Source organism: Phytohabitans sp. LJ34 (assembly GCF_052068095.1).
Taxonomy (GTDB): Bacteria; Actinomycetota; Actinomycetes; order Mycobacteriales; family Micromonosporaceae; genus Phytohabitans.
The window spans coordinates 47990-67170 of record NZ_JBQHDG010000005.1 but is presented as its reverse complement, the minus strand read 5'-3'; the positions used below and the strand labels follow the sequence as shown (position 1 = coordinate 67170).

The window sequence follows — 19181 nt, the reverse complement described above, 5'->3', positions numbered from 1 at the left end:
GTCAGTGACGGCCCTTGGTCGAGTCGACCACGCCGTCCAGCGTGGCGGAGTCGACCGACCCGTTCATCGTGGGGTCGGTGGTGCCGTCCATCTTCTCGTCGGCGTTCGCCGCGACCGGCTCCATCGCGTGGCTGGGGTCGTACTCCTGCCACTGCTGCTGCTTGCGACGGCGCATGACCAGGGCACCCGCGGCGCCGACTGCGGCGCCGGCGGCCAGCAGCCCGGCCAGCATCGGCCAGCGGTTGCGGGACATCCGCGACTCCTTCTTGGGCGAGACCGCCCGCATCTTCGTAGCGCCGGCCCGGCGCGCCTTGCGCCCGGCCCGCTTGGTAGTGCGGCCGGCCTCACGGGCGCCCTCCGCGGCCGCGGCGGCCAGCGGCGCGAACGCCGCCATGGTGGACTCCCACCCGTGGGACGCGCCTTCCTTGACCCGATGTACGCCGTCAGCAGCCTTCGGACCCATCGTCGCTCCAACTCCGCCAGCGGCATGTGTGGCGGCTTGCATGAAGTGATCGAAACTCTCGCCCAGCTCAGCCTTTACCAGCTGGCTTCGCGTCTTGCGCCGCGCCATTCCGAGCACCGATACCCACCTCCTCGCTCCGTTTACGTCCTGTTCCCCGTATCGCGGCGCGCGACACGTGTAACAGCACGACGGGGAGACCCGCTACTCCGTCATCCTGCCTCTTCGGATGCCTTCGCAGTGCCGGAACGGGCACATGGGAGGATCCGCATGGAACTGACCAACAACTGAGGAGTACCCGTGGCTGACGCTCTCTACGCCACCCTGCACACCAACCACGGCCCTATCCGGTTGGAGCTTTTCCCCAACCACGCGCCGAAGACGGTCGAGAACTTCGTGGGGCTTGCCAAGGGCACCAAGGCCTACACCGACCCGCGGACGGGACAGCCGGGCTCCGGGCCGTACTACGACGGCACGCTCTCGCACCGCGTGATCAGCGGCTTCATGATCCAGCTGGGCGACCCGACCGCCACCGGCCGCGGCGGTCCGGGCTACACGTTCGCGGACGAGATCCACCCCGAGCTCAGCTTCGACCGCCCGTACCTGCTGGCCATGGCGAACGCCGGGCCGGGCTACAACAACCAGGGCACGAACGGCTCGCAGTTCTTCATCACGGTGAGCGCGACCCCGCACCTCAACCGCAAGCACACGATCTTCGGCCAGGTCGCCGACGAGGCTTCGGCCAAGGTCGTCGACTCGATCGCGACCACCCCGACCGCGCCCGGCGACCGCCCGATCAGCGACGTGGTGATCGAGCGCGTCGAGATCGAGGGCTGACAGGTACCTTAGCGTGCATGAGTGAGTCGCCCGTGACCGTGCCGGTCTGTTACCGCCACCCGTCACGAGAGACTTATGTCCGGTGTGTCCGGTGTGATCGGCCGATCTGTCCGGACTGCATGCGAGCGGCCTCCGTCGGGCACCAGTGCCCGGAGTGTGTGGCCGAGGGTCGACGCACCCAGCGGCCGGCGCGCACCGCCTTCGGTGGCAGTGCCGCCGGCCGCGAGGGTTACGTCACCAAGGTGCTGCTTGGCCTCAACATCCTCGCGACCCTGCTCGGGGTCGCGCTGGGTGGCCTGAGCTCGCTCTTCGAGGGCGGCCTCTTCTCCAACGCCGGGCCGATCCAGGGCATCGGTGGCGTGATCGCGCACGCGGTGACCGTCACCGAGCAGGGCCGGGTGGTTCCGGGCGACTTCCCCAACTTCGGCGACGTGTACCCGGGTGTCGCGGACGGCGCCTACTACCGGCTGATCACCGCCATGTTCATCCACTACGGCCTGCTGCACCTGGGGCTGAACATGTGGGCGCTGTGGGTGCTGGGCCGAAACCTCGAGGCGGTGCTCGGGCCGCTCCGCTTCCTCGGGCTCTACCTGCTCGCGGGGCTGGGCGGCAACGTCGCCAGCTACCTGATCAGCCCGAACAGCCTCGCCGCCGGCGCGTCTACCGCGATCTTCGGGCTCTTCGCCGCGTTCTTCATCATCCTGCGCAAGCTCGGCCGTGACACCTCCGCGATCATCGGCATCCTGGTGGTCAACCTCGTGCTGACCTTCAGCGTGTCCGGCATCTCGATCGCCGGTCACTTGGGCGGCATGATCGTCGGAGCCATCGTCGGCGCCATCCTGGCGTACGCGCCGCGGGCCCACCGCACCCTCGTGCAGGCAGGTGGCAGCGCGGCGGTGCTCGTTGTGCTCGTCGCCCTGACGCTGCTACAGACGGTCGCCCTCACGTAAATTCCGGTCCGCGCTCCGCGCGGGCGGCTCACGCGTCTTTTGTGCCGCCCTGTAGACCCCAGTCGCTTTGGTCGCTTCGCTCCCGCCGCTTTGTGGGGTCTGCGGGCGGCGACCCGCTCGCAAGCGGCGCGAGTGCCGCGGCGACCTCCGACGGCGCCGCACCCAGGTCGTACTCGCTGAACAGGTGCAGCGAGTCGCCCGCGTCGATCTCCAGCGTCTCCGTGCGGATGCCGAGCCGGGGTCGGGTGTCCACCCGTACCCGCTCGATCTGCGACCAGGCCAGGTGGCGGCGGCCGGCGTAGCCCGCGACCAGCGTGATTCCCGAGGGATCGGCGGCGAGCCGCACCGGCGCGAGCAGGTCGCGCGCCGCCCACAGGGCGAGCCCGGCGGCCACGATGGCGGCGAGCACGAGGCGGACCTCGTCGCCGTCCGCGAAGAGCAGGCCGAGCGCCACGAGCGCGGCGACGGCGGTGAATTTCACGGCGGGCACCTTGCGGGGCACCCGCCAGGTAAGGGCGTCCATGCGCCAATTCTGGTCCGTGCCGCCCGGGGCCACTCGGAGCCGGGGCTACTGAAGGGTAATCTCGGTGAGCATGAGGGACGCGGTCATCGTCGGCGCGGTACGCACACCGGTCGGGCGGCGCAAGGGCGGCCTTTCCGAGGTCCATCCGGTCGACCTGTCAGCGCACGTGCTGCGCGCCCTGGCCGAGCGCACCGGCCTCGACCCGGCGTACGTCGACGACGTGGTCTGGGGCTGTGTCTCGCAGGTCGGCGAGCAGTCGTGGAACACCGGCCGCAACGCGGTCCTCGGCGCCGGCTGGCCTGAGTCGGTGCCCGGCACCACGCTCGACCGCCAGTGCGGCTCCAGCCAGCAGGCCGTGCACTTCGCGGCCGCGACGGTGCTCTCCGGGCAGGCCGACCTCGTCGTGGCCGGTGGTGTCGAGTCGATGACGCGGGTGCCGATGGGCTCCAGCGCGGCCGGGCAGTGGCCGTTCGGCGACGGCGTGCGCGAGCGGTACGGCGACGCGGGCTTCAGCCAGGGCGTCGGCGCCGAGATGATGGCCGAGCGGTGGGGCTTCACGCGGGCGCGGCTCGACGAGTACTCGCTGGCCAGCCACCAGAAGGCGGCCGCGGCTCAGGACGCGGGCGCGTTCAAGGAGGAGATCGCGCCGGTCGGGCCGATCGACGCCGACGAAGGCATCCGCCGCGACACCTCCCTGGCGAAGCTGGGCGAGCTGGCCACCCCGTTCAAGCCGGACGGCGTGGTCACCGCCGGCTCCGCGTCACAGATCTCCGACGGCGCCGCCGCGCTCGCCGTCACGAGCAGCGACTGGGCGCGCGAGCACGGCCTGCGGGCGCTCGCACGCATCCACACCGCCGTGGTCGCCGCCGACGATCCGGTCATCATGCTCACCGCGCCGATCCCGGCCACCGCGAAGGCGCTGCGCCGCGCGGGGCTGGGCATCGAGGAGATCGGCGTGTACGAGGTGAACGAGGCGTTCGCCCCGGTGCCGCTGGCCTGGCTGGCGGAGACGGAGGCGGACCCCGAGCGGCTCAACCCGCGCGGCGGCGCGATCGCGCTCGGCCACCCGCTCGGCGGGTCCGGCGCCCGCATCATGACCACGATGCTCCAGCACATGCGGCACAACGGCATCCGGTACGGGCTACAGACGATGTGCGAGGGCGGCGGCATGGCCAACGCCACGATCCTGGAACTTCTATAGCGTCTGACCCGCGACACATCCCGTTAGCACCTCGTTAAACGCGGCATGGACGTGTTCTCCCGAACGTTCTTGCCCGCCGCCGCCGAGGCCGGCGTGGCCATCTCCACCGTGAGCCGCCACATGCCCGTCTTTCGGCGGTGCGTGGAAGCCGACGACGCGACGGTCCTGGTCACCCGCTGCCTCCGCCCGGATCGGCCGATGCAAGGCGAGTTCCTGCTCCTGCTGACGTACCGCCGCCTGGTGGTGACCCAGGAGACCCGCGTGCTGCACCGCCTCCGCCTGCACCTCAACACCGAGCTTCGGCACCTCAGCAACGTCACCTGGAACCCGGACCCGCGCCTCGCCGCGGTCGAGCTCGCCGCGACGGCCGTGGACGGCATCCGCGAGCGGTTCTGGATCAAGACCGGTCATCCAAAGCAGGTCTGGCACCTGGACGCGCTACTCAGCCACGCCTTCCGTCCCCGTCTGGTGGCCGAGCGCGCCCAGCAGGCACCTCGTGTAACAGCGCCAGAAGCGCTGCACGTGCCGGCTGCCGCCTGACGAACCTTTTCAACCTGGACCGCGCGGCGCTCGCGCTCCGGTCTTACCGCAAGGGGAGGTTGAAAAAGGTTCGCTGGTTGGGGCGTCCCGCTCCCCGTGCGGGGCGCCCCAAACCCAAACGTTCCTCGAACAATCCCGTGCTGCCCAGGCGCGCGGCGTTCGGACATGATGAGTGCCGTGGAGTCGAAGGGCCTGGTGCTCGTCGTGGAAGACGAGCGGGCCATCGCGGACCTGGTCAGGATGTACCTGGCCCGGGACGGCTTCGGTGTGCACGTCGAGCACGAGGGCACGGCCGGGCTCGCGGCCGCGCGGCGGATGCGGCCGGTGGTCTGCGTGCTCGACATCGCGCTGCCCGGCCTCTCCGGCACCGAGGTGTGCCGCCAGCTGCGTGCGGGCGGCGACTGGACGCCGGTCATCTTCCTCACCGCCCGCGACGACGAGGTCGACCGGATCGTGGGGCTGGAGCTCGGCGCCGACGACTACGTGACCAAGCCGTTCAGCCCGCGCGAGCTCGTCGCCCGGGTGCGGGCGGTGCTGCGCCGCACGGCCGGCGCGCCGGAGGGACGGCCACACACCGTGGGACCGGTCACGCTCGACCCGGGCCGCCGGTCGGTCAGCGTGGACGGCGCGCCGGTGCAGCTGACCTCCACCGAGTTCGACCTGCTGGCACACCTGATGGGCCGGCCCGGCCGGGTGTTCACCCGCGAGGAGTTGCTGGCCAGCGTCTGGGGATACGCGGCGCACACGGGCACCCGCACGGTCGACGTGCACGTGGCGCAGGTACGGGCCAAGCTCGGCGCCGGCGCGGCCGTGCTGCGCACCCACCGCGGCGTCGGGTACGCGGTCGATGCCTGACCGCCCCGAGCTGACTCAGCTGTTGCCGATCGTGCGGCGCCGCCCCCTCGGGCGTACCCTCACCGCCCGCGCGGTGCTGGCCGCGTGCGCGGTGGCCGTGGTGTCGGTGCTGGTTACCGCCCTGATCGCGGTGCCCATCGCGGTACGGGGCGTCGAGCGGCAGGCGCGCGACTCGCTCGACCAGCAGGCGCAGGTCGCTGCCAAGCTCCTGCGTCCACGCCTCAACAGCGGCCGCACCGGCGACGAGGAACGGCTGATCCGGCAGCTGCGCACCGAGGAGATCGACGCCTACCTGATCCGGGCCGGCCAGCCGGACCGGCCGGGGCTGCCGCCGCAGGTGGTGGCGCAGATCGCCGCCGGACAGGACGTCAGCCGCCTCCGTCCGTCCATTGTGGTCGGCCGAGCACTGCCCGGTGGCAACGGCGTCGTGCTGACCTCGCCCCGGCCCAGAGGGCTGTGGCGGCAGGTGCTGGGCGTCATCTGGCTGCCCCTGCTCGCGGGCCTTGCCGCCGGCGTCGGCGCCGGTGTGCTGATCGCCCGCCGCATGGTGCGCCCGATCCGCAACGCGGCCACGGCCGCCGCCCGCCTGCGTGCCGGCGACCGGCGGGTGCGGGTGCCGGTGGAGCCGCCGCAGGAGGCCGCCGACCTGGCGTACGCCCTCAACGACCTGGCCGCCGCCCTCGCAACGAGCGAGGGGCGGCAGCGCGAGTTCCTGCTGTCCGTCTCGCACGAGCTGCGCACACCGCTGACCGCGATCCGCGGGTACGCCGAGGCGCTCGCCGACGGTGTCGTCGCCGAAGAGGGCGCCCAGCGGGCCGGCCAGACCATGCTCGCCGAGGCCGAGCACCTCGACCGGCTGGTCAGCGACCTGCTCGCGCTGGCCCGGCTGGAGGCGGCCGACTTTCCCCTCGCGCCGATGCGGATCGACCTGGCGGCGCTGGTCCGGGACGCCGCCGAGGCCTGGGGCGGTCGCTGCGCCGCCGCCGGCGTGGTGCTGTGGGTGGAGCTGCCCGCGCCCGAGGTGCCCGTCTTCACCGATCCGGGGCGGATCCGGCAGGTGGTCGACGGACTGCTGGAAAACGCGCTGCGCGTCCTGCCCGCGGGCGCGCCACTCGTGCTCGCGGCCGGGCCCACCCCGCGCGGCGTGGTGCTGGAGGTGCGCGACGGCGGCCCGGGGCTCACCGACGACGACCTCGCCGTGGCCTTCGAGCGCGGCGCGCTGCGGCAGCGTTACGAGGGCGTGCGCAAGGTCGGCAGCGGCCTCGGCCTGGCGCTCGCCGCCGGTCTCGTACGTCGGCTGGGCGGCACGATCGAGGCCGGTCACGCACCCGAGGGCGGTGCCCGCTTCACCGTGCTGCTGCCTCCTTACGAACCCCGAACACAGCCTTGACGGTGCCCTCGCCAGCCCGGCGGACGCTGTTCCACATGAAACGTCTCGGACTTGTGGTGGCCAGCGGAGTGCTGGCGATGGGGCTGGTGGGATGCGGTGGCGGCCCGGTGGGGCCGGCCGGCGGAGCCGCGGTCGAGGTCGCCGCGGCGATGGGCGCGGAGGGCCAGGCGCTGGCGGCGATGGGGCTCGACCCGTCGCCTTCCGCGTCTCCGTCCGCCGCGCCGGATCGAAAGGAGCGTCGCAAGGCGCGGGTCCTGCTCCGGAAGAACGTCCTGCACGGCGAGGTGGTCGTGCAGACCAAGGACGGGACCAAGACGGTCGCCGTGCAGCGCGGCGAGGTGACCGAGATCGGCGACTCCTCGATCACCGTGAAGTCCACCGACGGGTACACGGCGAGTTGGAGCTTCGCCGCCGACCTGCACGTGGTGCGGCACTCGTCGACCGTCAAGCCCGAGGAGATCGCGACCGGGACACAGGTCGGTGTCGCCGGGGCCAAGGACGGAGAAAAGTTCGTCGCCCGGCTGATCGTGGTGCCACGCTCGTGACCTGCGCCGCGAGCGCTCCGGACGGACTCCCCCGCGGGCGGGCGGGGGAGTCCGTTTCGTACCCATCCACACGCGGCGAAGCGGGTCAAGCTAGGCTGGTCGGGTTCTAGCCAGCGGCCCGTGGAGACCCCGTGAAGCTCTCGATCCTCATGCCGGTCTACAACGAGGAAGAACGCGTCGCGGACGCGCTCAAGCAGGCGCTCGCGGTCGACTACCCGTGCGAGATCGAGCTCGTGGTCGTCGACGACGGCAGCCGCGACGGCACGGCCGAGGTGCTCGGGCGGGCCGACGACGCCCGGCTGCGGGTGATCACCCACCAGCGCAACGCCGGCAAGGGTGCCGCGATCAAGACCGCGGTGCAGCATGCCGAGGGCGAGTACATGGTGATCCTCGACGCCGACCTCGAGTACGACCCGCAGGACATCCCCAAGCTTCTCGCCCCCGTGCTCGACGGCCGGGCCACCGTGGTCTACGGCAACCGCACATTCGGCAGTCACAGCGCATACAGCTTCTGGTACGTGATGGGCAACAAGGCCGTCACCACCGCCGCCAACGTGCTGTTCAACTCCTACATCGGCGACCTCGAGACCTGCTTCAAGCTGATGCCGGTCGCGCTCTACCGGTCCTTGGACGTCCACTCCCGCGGGTTCGGGATGGAGGCCGAGGTCACCGGCAAGCTGCTGCGCCGCCGCATCCGGCCCTACGAGGTGCCGATCAGCTACCGGGCCCGCGGCCGTGAGGAAGGCAAGAAGATCACCTGGAAGGACGGCGTCGAGGCGCTGTTCATCCTCGGCCGCGAGCGGGCCCGGCGCACTAGCCCACGAAAGCGCTGATCGACTGCCGCACACCGGCCGGGTCGAGCCCGTGCCACCGCGCGTGGTCCTTCGGGCTGCCGTAGCGGTGCAGGTCGGTGCGCACCACGCCAAGGCTGAGCAGGCGGTGCGGCACGTCGCGCAGCGCGTCCGAGACCACGGCGCTCGACGTACCGGCCAGGTACGGCTCCACCAGGACGACGTCGCTGTGCCCCAGCGCCCGCAGGCCCTTGACGTCGAACGGGCGGGGCGTGTTCGTGTACGCCACGGTCACGTCCAGCCCGTCCACCGCCGCGAGCACGGTGTCGAGCATCGGCCCGACCGCCACCACCGCCGCTTGCCCACCCCGGCGGAGTGTCTGGAGCCCGGTCGCCGGCCGTGCCTCCGCATTGTGCTGAGTGGACAGTCGCACATAGACCGGCTCGTCGTGCGCGGCCGCCGCGGTCAGCAGCGGTCCGATTTCGTCCGCGTGACCGGGTACATGCACGGTCCAGCCGCCCAGCGTGTCGAAGAGCGCCACGTCGCCGGGGGACTGGTGGGTGCGCCCTTCGGCCGAGGCGTCGTAGGAAGCGCCGATGCTCACCAGCACCGCGCCCACGCCCTGGTGGTTCAGGTCCAGCTTGATCTGCTCGTACGCCCGGTCCACCACGAACGGCGCGTACGAGTGCACGATCGGCCGCAGCCCGGTCAGCGCCAGGCCGCCGGCGACGCCGAGCATGAGCTGCTCGCGGATGCCCACGTTGATGACCCGGTCCGGGTGCTGGCGGGCGGCCGGCTCGAACGCGGCGGCCGAGATGTCGGCGAGCACCACGGCGGTACGCGGGTTGTCGTCCAGCAGCGCGGTGGCGGCGTCCACAAAGGTCTCTCGCATCGGTCTAACCCTTCTGCTCGACAACGGCCACGACCACGTGCGGCGCGGTGCCGGTGTGCGCCCGCAACCCCGCCTCGATCGCGTCGTGGTCGCCACCGTCGACAGTGGACGAGCTCCAGCCGTGGAAGCGGCTCGCCAGCCCACCCGGCCACCCGTGCGTGGACGACTGGTTGTCGACGACGACCGCGGTGAGGTTGGCGAGGCCGGTCGCGCCCGCGTACGCGATCGCCTCGTGGTTGGAACCTTCGTCGAGCTCGGCGTCGCCGGTCATCACGTACACGCGGGGCTCGGTGAGGCCCTGGGCCCGCAGCCCCAACGCGGTGCCCACGCCCAGACCGAGGCCGTGGCCCAGCGAGCCCGAGCCGATCTCGACGCCGGGCACGAGCAGGCGATCCGGGTGGTGCCCGAGCCGGCTGTCCGGTCCGGCGAGGTCGTCGAGCCACTCCTCGGGGATGAAGCCCTTGGCCGCGAGCACGGCGTAGTAGGCAGCCGGCCCATGCCCCTTGGAGAGCAGGAAGCGGTCGCGGTCCGGGTCGTCCGGCCGGTCGGGTGAGACGCGCAGCACCCGGTCGTAGAGGACCCACAGCACGTCGAGGGTGGAGTGCGCGCTGGGTCCGTGTTTCTCGTCGCCGGTGAGCCTGCTGAGCAGCTCGTCCAGCTTGGCCGTGGTCGTCGGTGCGGTCATATGGCTAGGGTGCAAGTTAAAGCGCACTTCAACTCAAGGGACCTATGACCGACGCCTCGTTGACCATCGGAGAACTCTCGCGACGCTCCGGCGTGGCAGCCTCCGCGCTGCGGTACTACGAGCGGCTGGGCCTGATCCGCGCGGTGCGTACGGGCGGCAACCAGCGCCGGTACGAACGCGCCGAGCTCCGCCGCGTGGCCTTCATCCGGATCTCCCAGCAGGTCGGTGTGTCGCTGGAGGAAATCCGCGAGGCGCTGGCCTCTTTGCCCGAGTCGCGTACCCCCACGACGGCCGACTGGGCCGCGCTGTCCGCGAGCTGGCGGGGCCGGCTCAACGAGCGGATCGCCTTCCTGGAACGCCTCCGCGACGACCTGACCGGCTGCATCGGCTGCGGCTGCCTGTCACTGCAACGGTGCCGCCTCTACAACCCCGACGACCAGCTGTCGGCGGAAGGCGCAGGCCCACGCCTGCTGCTGCCGCCTAGCTGACCGTGAGCAGGACTTTGCCGAGGTGGTCGCTGGCCTCCACGATCCGGTGCGCCTCCGCGGCCTGCGACATCGGCACCCGGCGGTAGATCACCGGCTTGATCGCCCCCGACTCGACAAGCGGCCAGACGTGCTCCCGCACCCCACGCACGATGGCGGCCTTTTCGTCGTGGCCACGGGCCCGCAGCAAGGTCATCGAAATCGACCCTTGCTTCGTGCCCAACGCCCGCAGGTCCAACTCCGCCTTGGCCCCGCCCTGCATCCCGATGATCGCCAGCCGCCCGCCGGTGGCGAGCGCCTCGACGTTTCGCGCGAGGTAACGCGCCCCGATGATGTCGAGGATGATGTCGGCCCTTACGTCGGCGGCCCAGTCCTCGTCGGTGTAGTCGATCGTGCGGTGCGCGCCAAGCTCCGTGAGCCGGTCATGCTTGCTCTTCCGCGCCGTCGTGACCACCGTCGCACCAAGCGCCACACCGTACTGGATCGCGAACGTGCCGATGCCACTCCCACCACCATGGATCAGGAGCGTCTTACCCCGCAGGTCGTGGCCGAGGTTGGACCAAACGGTGCAGGCCACCTCAGGCAGCGCGGCCGCCTCTTCGACCGACAACCCTTTTGGTACCGGCAACGTGTGCGCTGCCGGCACCGCGACGAGCTCGGCGTAGCCCCCACCACCGAGGAGCGCGCATACGGGCTCGCCGGTGGCCGCGTCGACGCCGCTGGCCTCCAGCCCCGGGTAGGGCGACGCCCCGGCCGGCGGGCTGTAAAGCCCTTGGCGCTGGAGCAGATCCGCCCGATTGACCGCCGACGCCGCGGTGCGGATCAGGACCTCGCCAGCCCCCGGCACGGGGTCCGGCACCTCGTTCCAGGCAAGCACATCCGGCCCACCGGGCTCGGTGATGGTGATCGCGCGCACGGCGACAGTGTCCCACCCACGGAGGTTGGGCCCCATGGCACACTAGGCACGGCTGCGGCAGTCGACTGCCGCACGTCGCGGTCCAGGAGGGTTCGCCTAGTGGCCGATGGCGGCGGTCTTGAAAACCGCTATGGGTGGTGACACTCATCGTGGGTTCGAATCCCACACCCTCCGCTTTCACCCCCCTTCCGCCCGGCGTTCCGTTTTAACTTGATCTATGGCCGGCGTCAGGATCGCCGGCGTGGACGCCAGGACCTCGTTTTCGGCGCCGCCGAGTGCCCGCGGTCTCGGCTTCGAACCACACCCCGACTTCCGGCAAGCCGCCGCGCACCTCGGCACCTGGCAACCACCCGGCCGGATCACCTTCGGCTATCACGGCGAGCCCAATTTTCAGCAAGGCCCCTACGACAACCCCACCCGCATCCTGCGGACCCTGGACCGCGCCGTCGGCCCAGGCAACTACCACCACACCACCGTGTTTGCCGCTAACTGAGGTATTCCAACGATTGCTGTATTGGTGCACATGTCCCAAGGCTGCTTTACGTGAGACACTTCTTGATGTCGGGTCGGGCCTGAATTTGTGTCCCGACAGGACATAAAGAAAGACCCCCGCCCTGTGCACACCAAGCTCACCGGGCGGAGGTCCTCCGCTCGGGCCCGCCGATCAGGCGGGCCCGCAGCCGGTCAAGGAGCACAGTGCCCCAATCACGGCTATTGCCGCTGCGAGGATCCTGAGGATCAGGAGACTCGCCTCGCCCACCTTCCGCCACCTGTTGGTGTCGGACGTTCGGGCAGTGGCCGAGCCCTTCGGCTCGCGGCGTTGCACCACCACGGGTGCCTACCTCCTCCCGGGAGGGCGTTCGCCTCCCGTACGGAGAGGCGACACGGCTAAACTCCGAAATTTGAGGCTAGCCACGCGCGATAGTGACGCCTTGGACGATAAAACGGGCGGGCGCTTGGAAGTAGGTTGCCATGGATAATTGCGGGGGCACCCAATGTGATTTCGCGGCTGCACCAAAGATTTGAAAAATGTGCCGACATGCCATGTCAGTGCCGTGACACGTGTGAAGTTGTGTGTCATTTTATGCCCATGGCTTCGTACGGCCGGGCGCTGAGCGCGCTCCACCCCACCTTCGCGACGATCTTCCGGAGCTTGGAAGAGGGTCTCGAAGAGGCGCAGCGATACCACACCGAGCGGATGTACAAGCGCTCCGACGACCCGCACCTCTTCCTCCACCTGGCCCGCCGGCGGGCGTGCGCGGTCCTGGAGGAGGCTGGCCTCTCCGCCAGGCTGGTCGACGACAGCGCCGCCCTCAACATGTCCGGGATCCAGATCCACCACCAAGGGTTCGCGGTCCGGGTCCTCCACACGCAGCGCGGCGGTGCGGGCGACGTGGAGGTGCCCGTGCCCGGCCTCTCCAAGCCACGGCAGGACTTCTGGCGACAGGCGTCCGCCATCCCCGGGCTGGATACCGACAACCTCCTGCTGCTCTGGCTCGACGACGGTGGCCTGCTCGCGGATCCGATGATCCTGATTCGTCCGCTCGGCGGGGACAGCTCGCGGGCCAATCTCCAGTTGGAGTGGCGCGGAAAGATCTTCCGGGAGATGGCTAAGCTGCGGGCGGAAGACCTGGTTGACCTTGAGCCCGATTGGCAGGCGGAGCGGCTGGCCTAGCGCGTCGGCTAGATCCACAAGATGCTGGCGGGCGAGGAGACGAGATGATCTACGGCGAGCGCATCCGGCAGGTGCGGGAGATGCACCGGCTGACGCAAGCCGACCTCGTCAAAGAGGTGCCGTCGCTTACGCAGTCGCGGCTGTCGCGGATCGAAAAGGACCTCGCGCCGATCGACGAGGAGTCTCTTGCGCTCGTCGCCGCGGTTACCGGTGTCGCCACGGCTTTTTTCTCGCGGCCGCCGACACCCGGTTTTTCGGTCCTGTCTCCCCAGCTCAGGTCGCGGAGTCGGCTGACGCAGGGTGAAAAGGCGGCCGCCTTGCAGTGGGCGCGCCTTGTCGACGAGGAGTACCAAAACCTCCGCAGTGGCGCGCGGGCCCTGCCGGTGCGGCTGCGGCCGACGCCGGGCGCGACTCCGGAGGCGGCGGCGGCGGCGGCGAGAAAGACACTTGGGTTCTCCGCCCACCAGCCGCTTCCCTACCTCATCTTGGCGGCGGAGCGGGCGGGGGTGACCGTCCTCGGGCTGCCCTACGCGATCGAGACGCTCGACGCCTTCTGCGCGTGGCGTCGGGGCGAGCCGGTCATCGCGCTGCTCGGCGGCGTGCCGGCCGACCGGGTCCGGTTTAGCGTCGCGCACGAGATCGGCCACCTGCTGCTGCACCAGCCCGGCCAGACGGGGCCCGAGGTCGAAGCCGAGGCCGACAGGTTCGCCGCGGAGTTGCTCACGCCCCTCGCGGCCTTGCGTGGCGTCATGCCGCACAATCCCACCTTGAGCGCGCTGGTGATGCTCAAAACGATCTGGGGCGTGTCGGTGAAGAGCCTCGTCCGCCGGGCCAAGGAGTTGGGCGCGGTGGACGGCGATCGGGCGCTGAGCCTGTACAAGCAGATGAGCTCCCGCGGTTGGAATAGGCGCGAGCCCGGTTACGTGCCGCCGGAAAAGCCGCGTGCCCTTCGCAAGATGGCGGAGATCGTGCACGGCCGGGGAGTGCGTACGGAGCGGTTCGCCGCGTTGGCCGCCTGGTCCGAGGAGCTCGCCCTCAACGTCCTGGCCCAGCACGCCACCGCCGAAGAGCTTCCCCACGAGCCCACGCCCACGCCCACGCCCGAAAAGCCGGAGGCGAACGTGATCCCCTTCCGGCCCCGTGCCGTCAAGACCGGGCGCTAGCCATGCGCGTTCTCGTTACCGGCGGGCAGGGGTTCCTCGGTCAGGCGGTCTGCCGTGCTCTCGATGCCGCCGGCCACGATGTCACCGTGCTGGGGCGCCGTGCTGGTGTCGACATCCGCGACCGGGAAAATGTGGCCGCCTTCGTCAAAGCCACCCGGCCAGAGGCCGTCTGCCACCTCGCCGCGCTCACCCGCGCCCGCGACTCGTTCGCCGATCCGCTCACCTACTTCGACGTGAACGCCGGCGGCACGCTCAACCTGCTCCTCGCACTGGACCGGCCCATTCCGTTCGTCCTCGCGTCCAGCAGCATCGTCTACGGCGGGCAGCGCACCGGCGCACTCACCGAAGACCTTGACCCGCACCCTGAGAGCCCATACGCCGCTTCCAAGGTCGCGGCCGAGCAGGTGGTCCTCGCCGCCGGGGGAGTCGTGCTCCGTTGCTTCAACGTCGCGGGCCCAGGCGACACGGACACCACGCGGATCATCCCGAACGTCCTCCGGGCGATCACCGGCGAGCTGCCCCATGTGACGCTCAACGGGGACGGCTCGGCGACCCGAGACTTCGTACACGTGGCGGACGCGGCGTGGGCCGTGGTCGAAGCGCTCAACGGGGCCGGGACGTACAACATCGGCAGCGGCGTCGGCACGAGCATGGCCGCGATCATCCAGGCGGCCGAGCGGATCACCGGCAAGCGGGTGCCGGTGAAGCACAACTCACCCAAGCCGGAGCCGCGCCACCTCATCGCCGACATCACGCGCGCGAAAACGGGACTCGGCTGGGAGCCGCGCCAGTCCAGCCTGGACCAGATACTCACGGACGCTTGGACAACGGCTGGTACAGATCCAGCGAGTGCGAGGATGACGGCATGAGTCTTGACCGTCCAATCGCACCGGACCCGTACGAGCTGCTCCCAGCCGTGCCCTCGTTCACGCTGACCAGCAGTGACCTCGACGACGGCCAGCCGTTCGACGCGACCTTCGCTCACGACAGCGTGGGTGGACAGAATCTCTCACCGCAGCTGGCCTGGTCCGGCTTTCCGACCGAGACCCGCTCGTTCGTGGTCAACTGCTTCGACCCGGACGCGCCTACGCCGAGCGGCTTCTGGCACTGGAACCTCGTCAACCTGCCCGCCTCGGTCACCGAGCTGGCCCGCGGCGCCGGCGCCGGCGATGTACACGGTGGCTTCCACGTGCGCAACGACTACGGGCAGCGGGCGTACGGCGGCGCCGCGCCGCCCGGGGGTGATCGGCCGCACCGCTACTACTTCGCCGTCCATGCGGTCGACGTCGACGCGCTCGACGTGACGCCGGAGGTCTCGAACGCGGTGGTCGGCTTCAACCTTGCCTTCCACACGTTGGCCCGCGCGATCCTGGTGGCGACCTACCAGGTCAAGGCTTGATGCAGCAGCCTGTGCAGATCTTGGGCTGAGGGAGCGTAAACGCGAGGCAGCAGGTCTTGCGCTGCACGGTCAGCTCGCCGCTCGGCCCGGGCACAAGCTCGATCAGGTCTTCCACGCCCAGCGTCGTGAGCAGCGTGCCGATGTGCTCCACGGTCGACCCGGGGAGTACATCGGCCGCGCGCAGGATGCCGTGCGCGATACCGGAGCTGACCGATCCGAGCAGCGTACGGGCGCCGACCCGCACCTCGGCGTGTATCGCGTCGAGCATCGGGGCGAGGTGGGCGTCGAGGAGCGAGGCCCGCAGCGCGCCGAGCAGGGCCGCCTCGTCGCGCATCACCCGCACCTGGGGCAGGCCGGAGAGCGCCAGCGGGTCGGAGGGGAGCACGGCGACGGCCACCGAGCGGCGGAAGCCGAGCGTGAGCAGCGGCCGCTGGTCTTCGAAGTGCATCAGCACGTCGTCGGGGTAGAGCAGCGGGACGCGCCGCGCCGAAGCCCAGCCGAGCACGACGGGCAGCGCGAGCCAGTAGGTGTACGCCTTCCAGGCGAGCGCCGCGGCGGCGTGCGGGGACGCCTGCCAGCGGCGCTTGGCCGAGCCGAGCAGGTCGGGCAGGCGGTCGCCGTCGATGAGGCGGGACGTGGAGATCCACTCGGCGTCGGAGAGCTCGGGCACCAGGAGGCCGGGTGTGAGGCCGGGCAGGTCGTCGGTGCCGAACATCGCCCGGAGCGTGGACGTGATCGGCGCGAGGAGGTCGGCGCCGGCGATGCGGTGAGGAACGACGGTGGTCACTTAGCGCCGCCTTCCTCACGGAGTGCGACGTACACGGTCAGGTCGGGGAAATGCCCCGTGCCGCCCCGCGTAAACGTGCTCACCTCGCCACTTCCCTTTGATCTCAAGCTGACGGATCACCCTAGCGTACTAAGGCTAGGCTAACCAGAGGTCCTGCCCCGCGTCTCCTTTTGTGCTCAGAAGTTGTCTTCAGTCACACTGCGTGTCAGGTTACGCAACGTAGTTGTCCAATACGCCTGAGTAGCCAAACCGCCCGTTTGTCAAGGCTTTTGTCGGTAACGCGCCAGTTCATGTTGGGCCGAGCGGCTAGGAAAGCAGACTGAAAGTCCCGGCCCGAGGTACTCAAGAGATGACGACATCGCCCATCGAGCGGGCTGCGGACACGTTCGCGGCTGAGCTGGCCCGATGGCGGGTCGAGCGCAGCATGAGTAAAAAGCAGCTCGCGGCCCGCATGGGCTTCGACCCGTCCTACGTCAGCCATGTCGAAGGACGCCGCCACCGTCCCACCGAAGACTTCGCCCGCCGTGCCGAGGCGGTCCTCGGGGCGGGCGGCGCCATCTGGCAGCGCTACCAGGAGTACGACGAGCTGCGCCACGCGCGGTCCTCGGCGAGCCACCGCGACCCACCCGTGCCCGAGCAGTGGCTGCCACCCGGCACCGGCCTGATCGTGGAGCAGGAGGTCGCCACGCTCGCCTACCGCGAGGGGTCCTACCGCTGCGTCATCCGCCGCGCTCTCTACAACGCGGGCACCGAGCCGGTCACCCGCTACCTGATCCGGGTGGCGGTCGACCGCTACCCCCATGATCCGGAAAAGTCCAACCGCCACCACCGCGAGCACCCGCTCAGCTTCGCCGAGCTCGACCTCCAGGCCTGGTGCGGCGAGGAGCCGGCTCGAGAGGCGATGGAATACCGCAAGAAGCACGATCGCGACGCGTTCAAGGAGGTCTGGCTCCTCTTCGAAAACTCCGAGGGCCGCTTCCCGCTCTATCCGGGGCAGCGCACGGTCATCGAGTACGCGTACACGGTCAGTCACGAAAAGTGGGGCCAGTGGTTTCAGCGCGCGGTGCGCCTGCCCACCCGCCGCCTTACCGTGCGGCTCGACTTTCCCAACTGGCTCGACGCACAGGTGTGGGGAGTGGAGACCTCGCTGTCGGCCGAGGAGGCGCCGCTGCGTACCCCCGTGATCAGGCGGGCCGAGGGCGAGCGGACGATCTTCGAGTGGACGACGGAGTCGCCGCCGCTCAACGCCCGCTTCCGGCTGGAGTGGCGCTTCCGCGGCCACAACGGCCCGCCACCGTCCGGCCTCGCGATCGCCGTGCGGGCCAGCGACCGCATGCGCGCGGTCGGCATCGTGCAGCGCGGCGCCGACACGCTCCGCCAGGCGGCCCGCCAGTTCGACCTGCCGCGCGACGAGGCGGACGCCCGCGACATCGTCGACCGGCTGGTGGGTGCGCTCGACCGGGTGGAAGAGCTGCACACGTTCACGAAGGGTGTTGGTCTTGCCGCCCCGCAGATCGGGCTGCCCTGGGCGGCCGCGGTGGTGCGGCCCGCCGACCGTACGGCCGAGCCGGTCGTGCTGCTCAACCCGCGGGTGGTCGAGGCGTCGCCGGAGACCGACGAGCAGTACGAAGGCTGCATGTCCTTCTTCGACGTGCGCGGGCTCGTGTCCCGGCCGCTCACGCTCCAGGTCGAGCACGCGAAGTGGGACGGCGGTCGGGTGATCACGGCGTTCGAGCAGGGCATGGCCCGGCTCGTGGCGCACGAGATCGACCACCTGGAGGGGCGGCTCTACGTCGACCGCATGGTGCCCGGCGTCCCGCTGGTGCCGGTCGAGGAGTACCGCGAGGCCGGAAACCCGTGGCGTTACTAAAGCTCGGAGAGCGCGTCGTACCTGATCCGCAACGGTGGGACCTGTAGCTCGGCCAGCGTGCGCAAGGTCGACTTCACCATGGTGGGCGAGCCCGAGACGTAGAAGTCGTGGTCGATCCACGGGCCATAGCGGGCGACCACCTCGCTCACGTTGCCCTGCTCGCCCGCGTAGCTCGCGTCCTCACTGCACGCGGGCACCACCGAGAGCCACGGGTGGCGGGCGGCGAGCTTCTCCAGGTCGGCAAGGTCGTACAGGTCCTCGCGGTCCTTCGCGCCGTAGAAGACGTGTACCCAGCGGTTGCGGTTGAAGCGGGCCAGCTCCTCGACGAGCGCCTTGATCGGCGCGAGCCCGGTACCGCCGGCCACACACACGATGTCGCGGTTGGACTTGCGGTCGAGCGTCATCGTGCCCATCGGCGCGGCGATGCGCAGCAGGTCGCCCGGCCGCACCCGGCGGACCAGCGCGCTGGAGACCCAGCCCGCGCCCAGCGCCCGCACGTGGAAGTCGAGCGTGCCGTCCTTGCGCGGCGCGTTCGCGATCGAATAGGTGCGCCACAGTCGCGGCCGGTAGCGGGGCGCCTCCACGCTCACGTACTGGCCGGCGCGATAGTCAACGGGGTGCTGTAGCGGTCGGAGCGTGAATACCGCGATATCGCGCGAACGCCGTTCGTGTGCGGTTACCTCGGCGTGCCAGAACGGTGGGTTCGTATCCGCGTCGGCGCCGGCCATCATCTTCTTGGAGATCACCGCGTACGCGTCGCTCCACGCCTGGTCGTACTCGACGCTCCACTGCTCACCGGCGAACGTGCGCAGCGCCTCCAGCAGCGCGCCGCCCACCACCTGGTAGTGCTCGGGGCTCACGTGGAACTTGCGGTGGTCGCGCCCCAGCGCCCGTAGGTATTCGTCGAATCGTTCCGGATCGTCGAGTGTCTGCACTGCCGTCACGATCGCGCCGAGTAGTCTGGCTCGCTGTACGTCCATATGAACCGGAAAGAGGGACCGCAGCTCGGGGTTCGAGATAAACATGCGCGCGTAGAAGTAGCCGGCGACCTTGTCCTGGTGCTCCTCGACGATGGTCCAGCTCTCCTTAAGCAGCCGCGAAAGATTTCCCATGGACGCTCTTTCCGTTGTGCGACGCGGGTAACGGTCACGCGTCTGTGGGATGCCGTGGAAGTTGCGCGAGAGTTTCAGCCTGCGCACCGAGCGTCGCAAAAGGTC

General features: G+C 70.2%; 22 protein-coding genes and 1 tRNA gene. 16 read left to right on the top strand and 7 right to left on the bottom strand.

What is annotated here, in order from left to right:
- Position 1 precedes the first annotated feature (1 nt).
- Positions 2 to 463 carry a hypothetical protein gene (locus ACTMTJ_RS10320; RefSeq protein ID WP_441215926.1) on the bottom strand — a complete coding sequence of 154 codons (462 nt, stop codon included), beginning with the start codon at positions 461 to 463 and terminating at the stop codon, positions 2 to 4.
- Positions 464 to 760: 297 nt separating this feature from the next.
- Between ACTMTJ_RS10320 and ACTMTJ_RS10315 the strand changes: the two genes are divergently transcribed.
- Entirely contained in the window at positions 761 to 1297 is a 537-nt protein-coding gene (locus ACTMTJ_RS10315) for a peptidylprolyl isomerase (RefSeq protein ID WP_441215925.1), read from the top strand.
- Positions 1298 to 1314: 17 nt separating this feature from the next.
- Entirely contained in the window at positions 1315 to 2247 is a 933-nt protein-coding gene (locus ACTMTJ_RS10310; RefSeq protein ID WP_441215924.1) for a rhomboid family intramembrane serine protease, read from the top strand.
- A gap of 28 nt (positions 2248 to 2275) precedes the next feature.
- Here the strand turns inward: ACTMTJ_RS10310 and ACTMTJ_RS10305 are convergent, their stop codons facing one another.
- Positions 2276 to 2770: a PH domain-containing protein gene (locus ACTMTJ_RS10305; protein WP_441215923.1), complete on the bottom strand. Its 495-nt coding sequence runs from the start codon at positions 2768 to 2770 to the stop codon at positions 2276 to 2278.
- 70 nt (positions 2771 to 2840) lie between these two features.
- On the opposite strand from ACTMTJ_RS10305, the gene ACTMTJ_RS10300 reads away from it, so the two are divergent.
- From ACTMTJ_RS10300 to ACTMTJ_RS10275, 6 genes are all read left to right on the top strand, one after another.
- On the top strand, positions 2841 to 3971 hold the full coding sequence (locus tag ACTMTJ_RS10300; RefSeq protein WP_441215922.1) for a thiolase family protein: 1131 nt from the start codon (positions 2841 to 2843) through the stop codon (positions 3969 to 3971).
- Positions 3972 to 4016: 45 nt separating this feature from the next.
- The gene (locus tag ACTMTJ_RS10295; protein ID WP_441215921.1) at positions 4017 to 4511 is read left to right on the top strand and encodes a hypothetical protein; all 495 of its coding nucleotides are present in this window, start codon (positions 4017 to 4019) and stop codon (positions 4509 to 4511) included.
- 177 nt (positions 4512 to 4688) lie between these two features.
- Entirely contained in the window at positions 4689 to 5366 is a 678-nt protein-coding gene (locus tag ACTMTJ_RS10290; RefSeq protein WP_441215920.1) for a response regulator, read from the top strand.
- Positions 5359 to 6756, top strand: coding sequence for a sensor histidine kinase (locus tag ACTMTJ_RS10285; RefSeq protein ID WP_441215919.1), 1398 nt, complete (start codon positions 5359 to 5361; stop codon positions 6754 to 6756). Before ACTMTJ_RS10290 ends, ACTMTJ_RS10285 begins: the two co-directional genes overlap by 8 nt.
- A 35-nt stretch (positions 6757 to 6791) precedes the next feature.
- On the top strand, positions 6792 to 7301 hold the full coding sequence (locus ACTMTJ_RS10280) for a hypothetical protein (RefSeq protein WP_441215918.1): 510 nt from the start codon (positions 6792 to 6794) through the stop codon (positions 7299 to 7301).
- A gap of 131 nt (positions 7302 to 7432) precedes the next feature.
- Entirely contained in the window at positions 7433 to 8134 is a 702-nt protein-coding gene (locus ACTMTJ_RS10275) for a glycosyltransferase family 2 protein (RefSeq protein WP_441215917.1), read from the top strand.
- Here the strand turns inward: ACTMTJ_RS10275 and ACTMTJ_RS10270 are convergent.
- Positions 8115 to 8984, bottom strand: coding sequence for a transketolase family protein (locus tag ACTMTJ_RS10270; RefSeq protein ID WP_441215916.1), 870 nt, complete (start codon positions 8982 to 8984; stop codon positions 8115 to 8117). The two genes, ACTMTJ_RS10275 and ACTMTJ_RS10270, sit on opposite strands and share 20 nt — an antisense overlap.
- Positions 8985 to 8988: 4 nt before the next feature.
- Positions 8989 to 9669, bottom strand: coding sequence for a transketolase (locus ACTMTJ_RS10265; RefSeq protein ID WP_441215915.1), 681 nt, complete (start codon positions 9667 to 9669; stop codon positions 8989 to 8991).
- 44 nt (positions 9670 to 9713) lie between these two features.
- Here ACTMTJ_RS10265 and soxR point away from each other — a divergent pair, with 44 nt between their 5' ends.
- Complete coding sequence (gene soxR / locus ACTMTJ_RS10260; RefSeq protein ID WP_441215914.1) at positions 9714 to 10157, top strand: redox-sensitive transcriptional activator SoxR; 444 nt, start codon at positions 9714 to 9716, stop codon at positions 10155 to 10157.
- Here the strand turns inward: soxR and ACTMTJ_RS10255 are convergent.
- Complete coding sequence (locus ACTMTJ_RS10255) at positions 10150 to 11070, bottom strand: NAD(P)H-quinone oxidoreductase (RefSeq protein ID WP_441215913.1); 921 nt, start codon at positions 11068 to 11070, stop codon at positions 10150 to 10152. The genes soxR and ACTMTJ_RS10255 overlap by 8 nt on opposite strands.
- Before the next feature lie 85 nt (positions 11071 to 11155).
- Here ACTMTJ_RS10255 and ACTMTJ_RS10250 point away from each other — a divergent pair.
- The 6 genes from ACTMTJ_RS10250 to ACTMTJ_RS10225 all read left to right on the top strand — a co-directional run bounded on the left by ACTMTJ_RS10250 (position 11156) and on the right by ACTMTJ_RS10225 (position 15307).
- Positions 11156 to 11244: transfer RNA gene (locus ACTMTJ_RS10250), tRNA-Ser, on the top strand.
- Positions 11245 to 11311: 67 nt separating this feature from the next.
- Positions 11312 to 11563, top strand: coding sequence for a hypothetical protein (locus tag ACTMTJ_RS10245; protein WP_441215912.1), 252 nt, complete (start codon positions 11312 to 11314; stop codon positions 11561 to 11563).
- A gap of 597 nt (positions 11564 to 12160) precedes the next feature.
- Positions 12161 to 12745, top strand: a complete 585-nt coding sequence (locus tag ACTMTJ_RS10240) for a hypothetical protein (protein WP_441215911.1) — start codon at positions 12161 to 12163, stop codon at positions 12743 to 12745.
- A 44-nt stretch (positions 12746 to 12789) separates the two neighbouring features.
- Positions 12790 to 13908 carry an XRE family transcriptional regulator gene (locus ACTMTJ_RS10235; protein WP_441215910.1) on the top strand — a complete coding sequence of 373 codons (1119 nt, stop codon included), beginning with the start codon at positions 12790 to 12792 and terminating at the stop codon, positions 13906 to 13908.
- 2 nt (positions 13909 to 13910) lie between these two features.
- Positions 13911 to 14777, top strand: a complete 867-nt coding sequence (locus ACTMTJ_RS10230) for an NAD-dependent epimerase/dehydratase family protein (protein WP_441215909.1) — start codon at positions 13911 to 13913, stop codon at positions 14775 to 14777.
- Complete coding sequence (locus ACTMTJ_RS10225; RefSeq protein WP_441215908.1) at positions 14774 to 15307, top strand: YbhB/YbcL family Raf kinase inhibitor-like protein; 534 nt, start codon at positions 14774 to 14776, stop codon at positions 15305 to 15307. Before ACTMTJ_RS10230 ends, ACTMTJ_RS10225 begins: the two co-directional genes overlap by 4 nt.
- Here ACTMTJ_RS10225 and ACTMTJ_RS10220 read toward each other — a convergent pair.
- Entirely contained in the window at positions 15297 to 16022 is a 726-nt protein-coding gene (locus tag ACTMTJ_RS10220) for a hypothetical protein (protein WP_441216309.1), read from the bottom strand. The two genes, ACTMTJ_RS10225 and ACTMTJ_RS10220, sit on opposite strands and share 11 nt — an antisense overlap.
- 421 nt (positions 16023 to 16443) lie before the next feature.
- On the opposite strand from ACTMTJ_RS10220, the gene ACTMTJ_RS10215 reads away from it, so the two are divergent.
- Positions 16444 to 17964, top strand: coding sequence for a peptide deformylase (locus ACTMTJ_RS10215; RefSeq protein WP_441215907.1), 1521 nt, complete (start codon positions 16444 to 16446; stop codon positions 17962 to 17964).
- Here the strand turns inward: ACTMTJ_RS10215 and ACTMTJ_RS10210 are convergent.
- Positions 17961 to 19076 carry a globin domain-containing protein gene (locus ACTMTJ_RS10210; RefSeq protein ID WP_441215906.1) on the bottom strand — a complete coding sequence of 372 codons (1116 nt, stop codon included), beginning with the start codon at positions 19074 to 19076 and terminating at the stop codon, positions 17961 to 17963. The genes ACTMTJ_RS10215 and ACTMTJ_RS10210 overlap by 4 nt on opposite strands.
- Positions 19077 to 19181: the final 105 nt, after the last annotated feature.

Bases quoted from the DNA above. Each gene is read 5' to 3' on its own strand.
- ACTMTJ_RS10220 (WP_441216309.1), bottom strand. From the start codon at position 16,022: ATGTTCGGCACCGACGACCTGCCCGGCCTCACACCCGGCCTCCTGGTG.
- soxR (WP_441215914.1), top strand. From the start codon at position 9,714: ATGACCGACGCCTCGTTGACCATCGGAGAACTCTCGCGACGCTCCGGC.
- ACTMTJ_RS10320 (WP_441215926.1), bottom strand. From the start codon at position 463: ATGGGTCCGAAGGCTGCTGACGGCGTACATCGGGTCAAGGAAGGCGCG.
- ACTMTJ_RS10285 (WP_441215919.1), top strand. From the start codon at position 5,359: ATGCCTGACCGCCCCGAGCTGACTCAGCTGTTGCCGATCGTGCGGCGC.
- ACTMTJ_RS10270 (WP_441215916.1), bottom strand. From the start codon at position 8,984: ATGCGAGAGACCTTTGTGGACGCCGCCACCGCGCTGCTGGACGACAAC.
- ACTMTJ_RS10310 (WP_441215924.1), top strand. From the start codon at position 1,315: ATGAGTGAGTCGCCCGTGACCGTGCCGGTCTGTTACCGCCACCCGTCA.
- ACTMTJ_RS10215 (WP_441215907.1), top strand. From the start codon at position 16,444: ATGACGACATCGCCCATCGAGCGGGCTGCGGACACGTTCGCGGCTGAG.
- ACTMTJ_RS10225 (WP_441215908.1), top strand. From the start codon at position 14,774: ATGAGTCTTGACCGTCCAATCGCACCGGACCCGTACGAGCTGCTCCCA.
- ACTMTJ_RS10295 (WP_441215921.1), top strand. From the start codon at position 4,017: ATGGACGTGTTCTCCCGAACGTTCTTGCCCGCCGCCGCCGAGGCCGGC.
- ACTMTJ_RS10240 (WP_441215911.1), top strand. From the start codon at position 12,161: ATGGCTTCGTACGGCCGGGCGCTGAGCGCGCTCCACCCCACCTTCGCG.
- ACTMTJ_RS10265 (WP_441215915.1), bottom strand. From the start codon at position 9,669: ATGACCGCACCGACGACCACGGCCAAGCTGGACGAGCTGCTCAGCAGG.
- ACTMTJ_RS10280 (WP_441215918.1), top strand. From the start codon at position 6,792: ATGAAACGTCTCGGACTTGTGGTGGCCAGCGGAGTGCTGGCGATGGGG.
- ACTMTJ_RS10210 (WP_441215906.1), bottom strand. From the start codon at position 19,076: ATGGGAAATCTTTCGCGGCTGCTTAAGGAGAGCTGGACCATCGTCGAG.
- ACTMTJ_RS10305 (WP_441215923.1), bottom strand. From the start codon at position 2,770: ATGGACGCCCTTACCTGGCGGGTGCCCCGCAAGGTGCCCGCCGTGAAA.
- ACTMTJ_RS10230 (WP_441215909.1), top strand. From the start codon at position 13,911: ATGCGCGTTCTCGTTACCGGCGGGCAGGGGTTCCTCGGTCAGGCGGTC.
- ACTMTJ_RS10300 (WP_441215922.1), top strand. From the start codon at position 2,841: ATGAGGGACGCGGTCATCGTCGGCGCGGTACGCACACCGGTCGGGCGG.
- ACTMTJ_RS10235 (WP_441215910.1), top strand. From the start codon at position 12,790: ATGATCTACGGCGAGCGCATCCGGCAGGTGCGGGAGATGCACCGGCTG.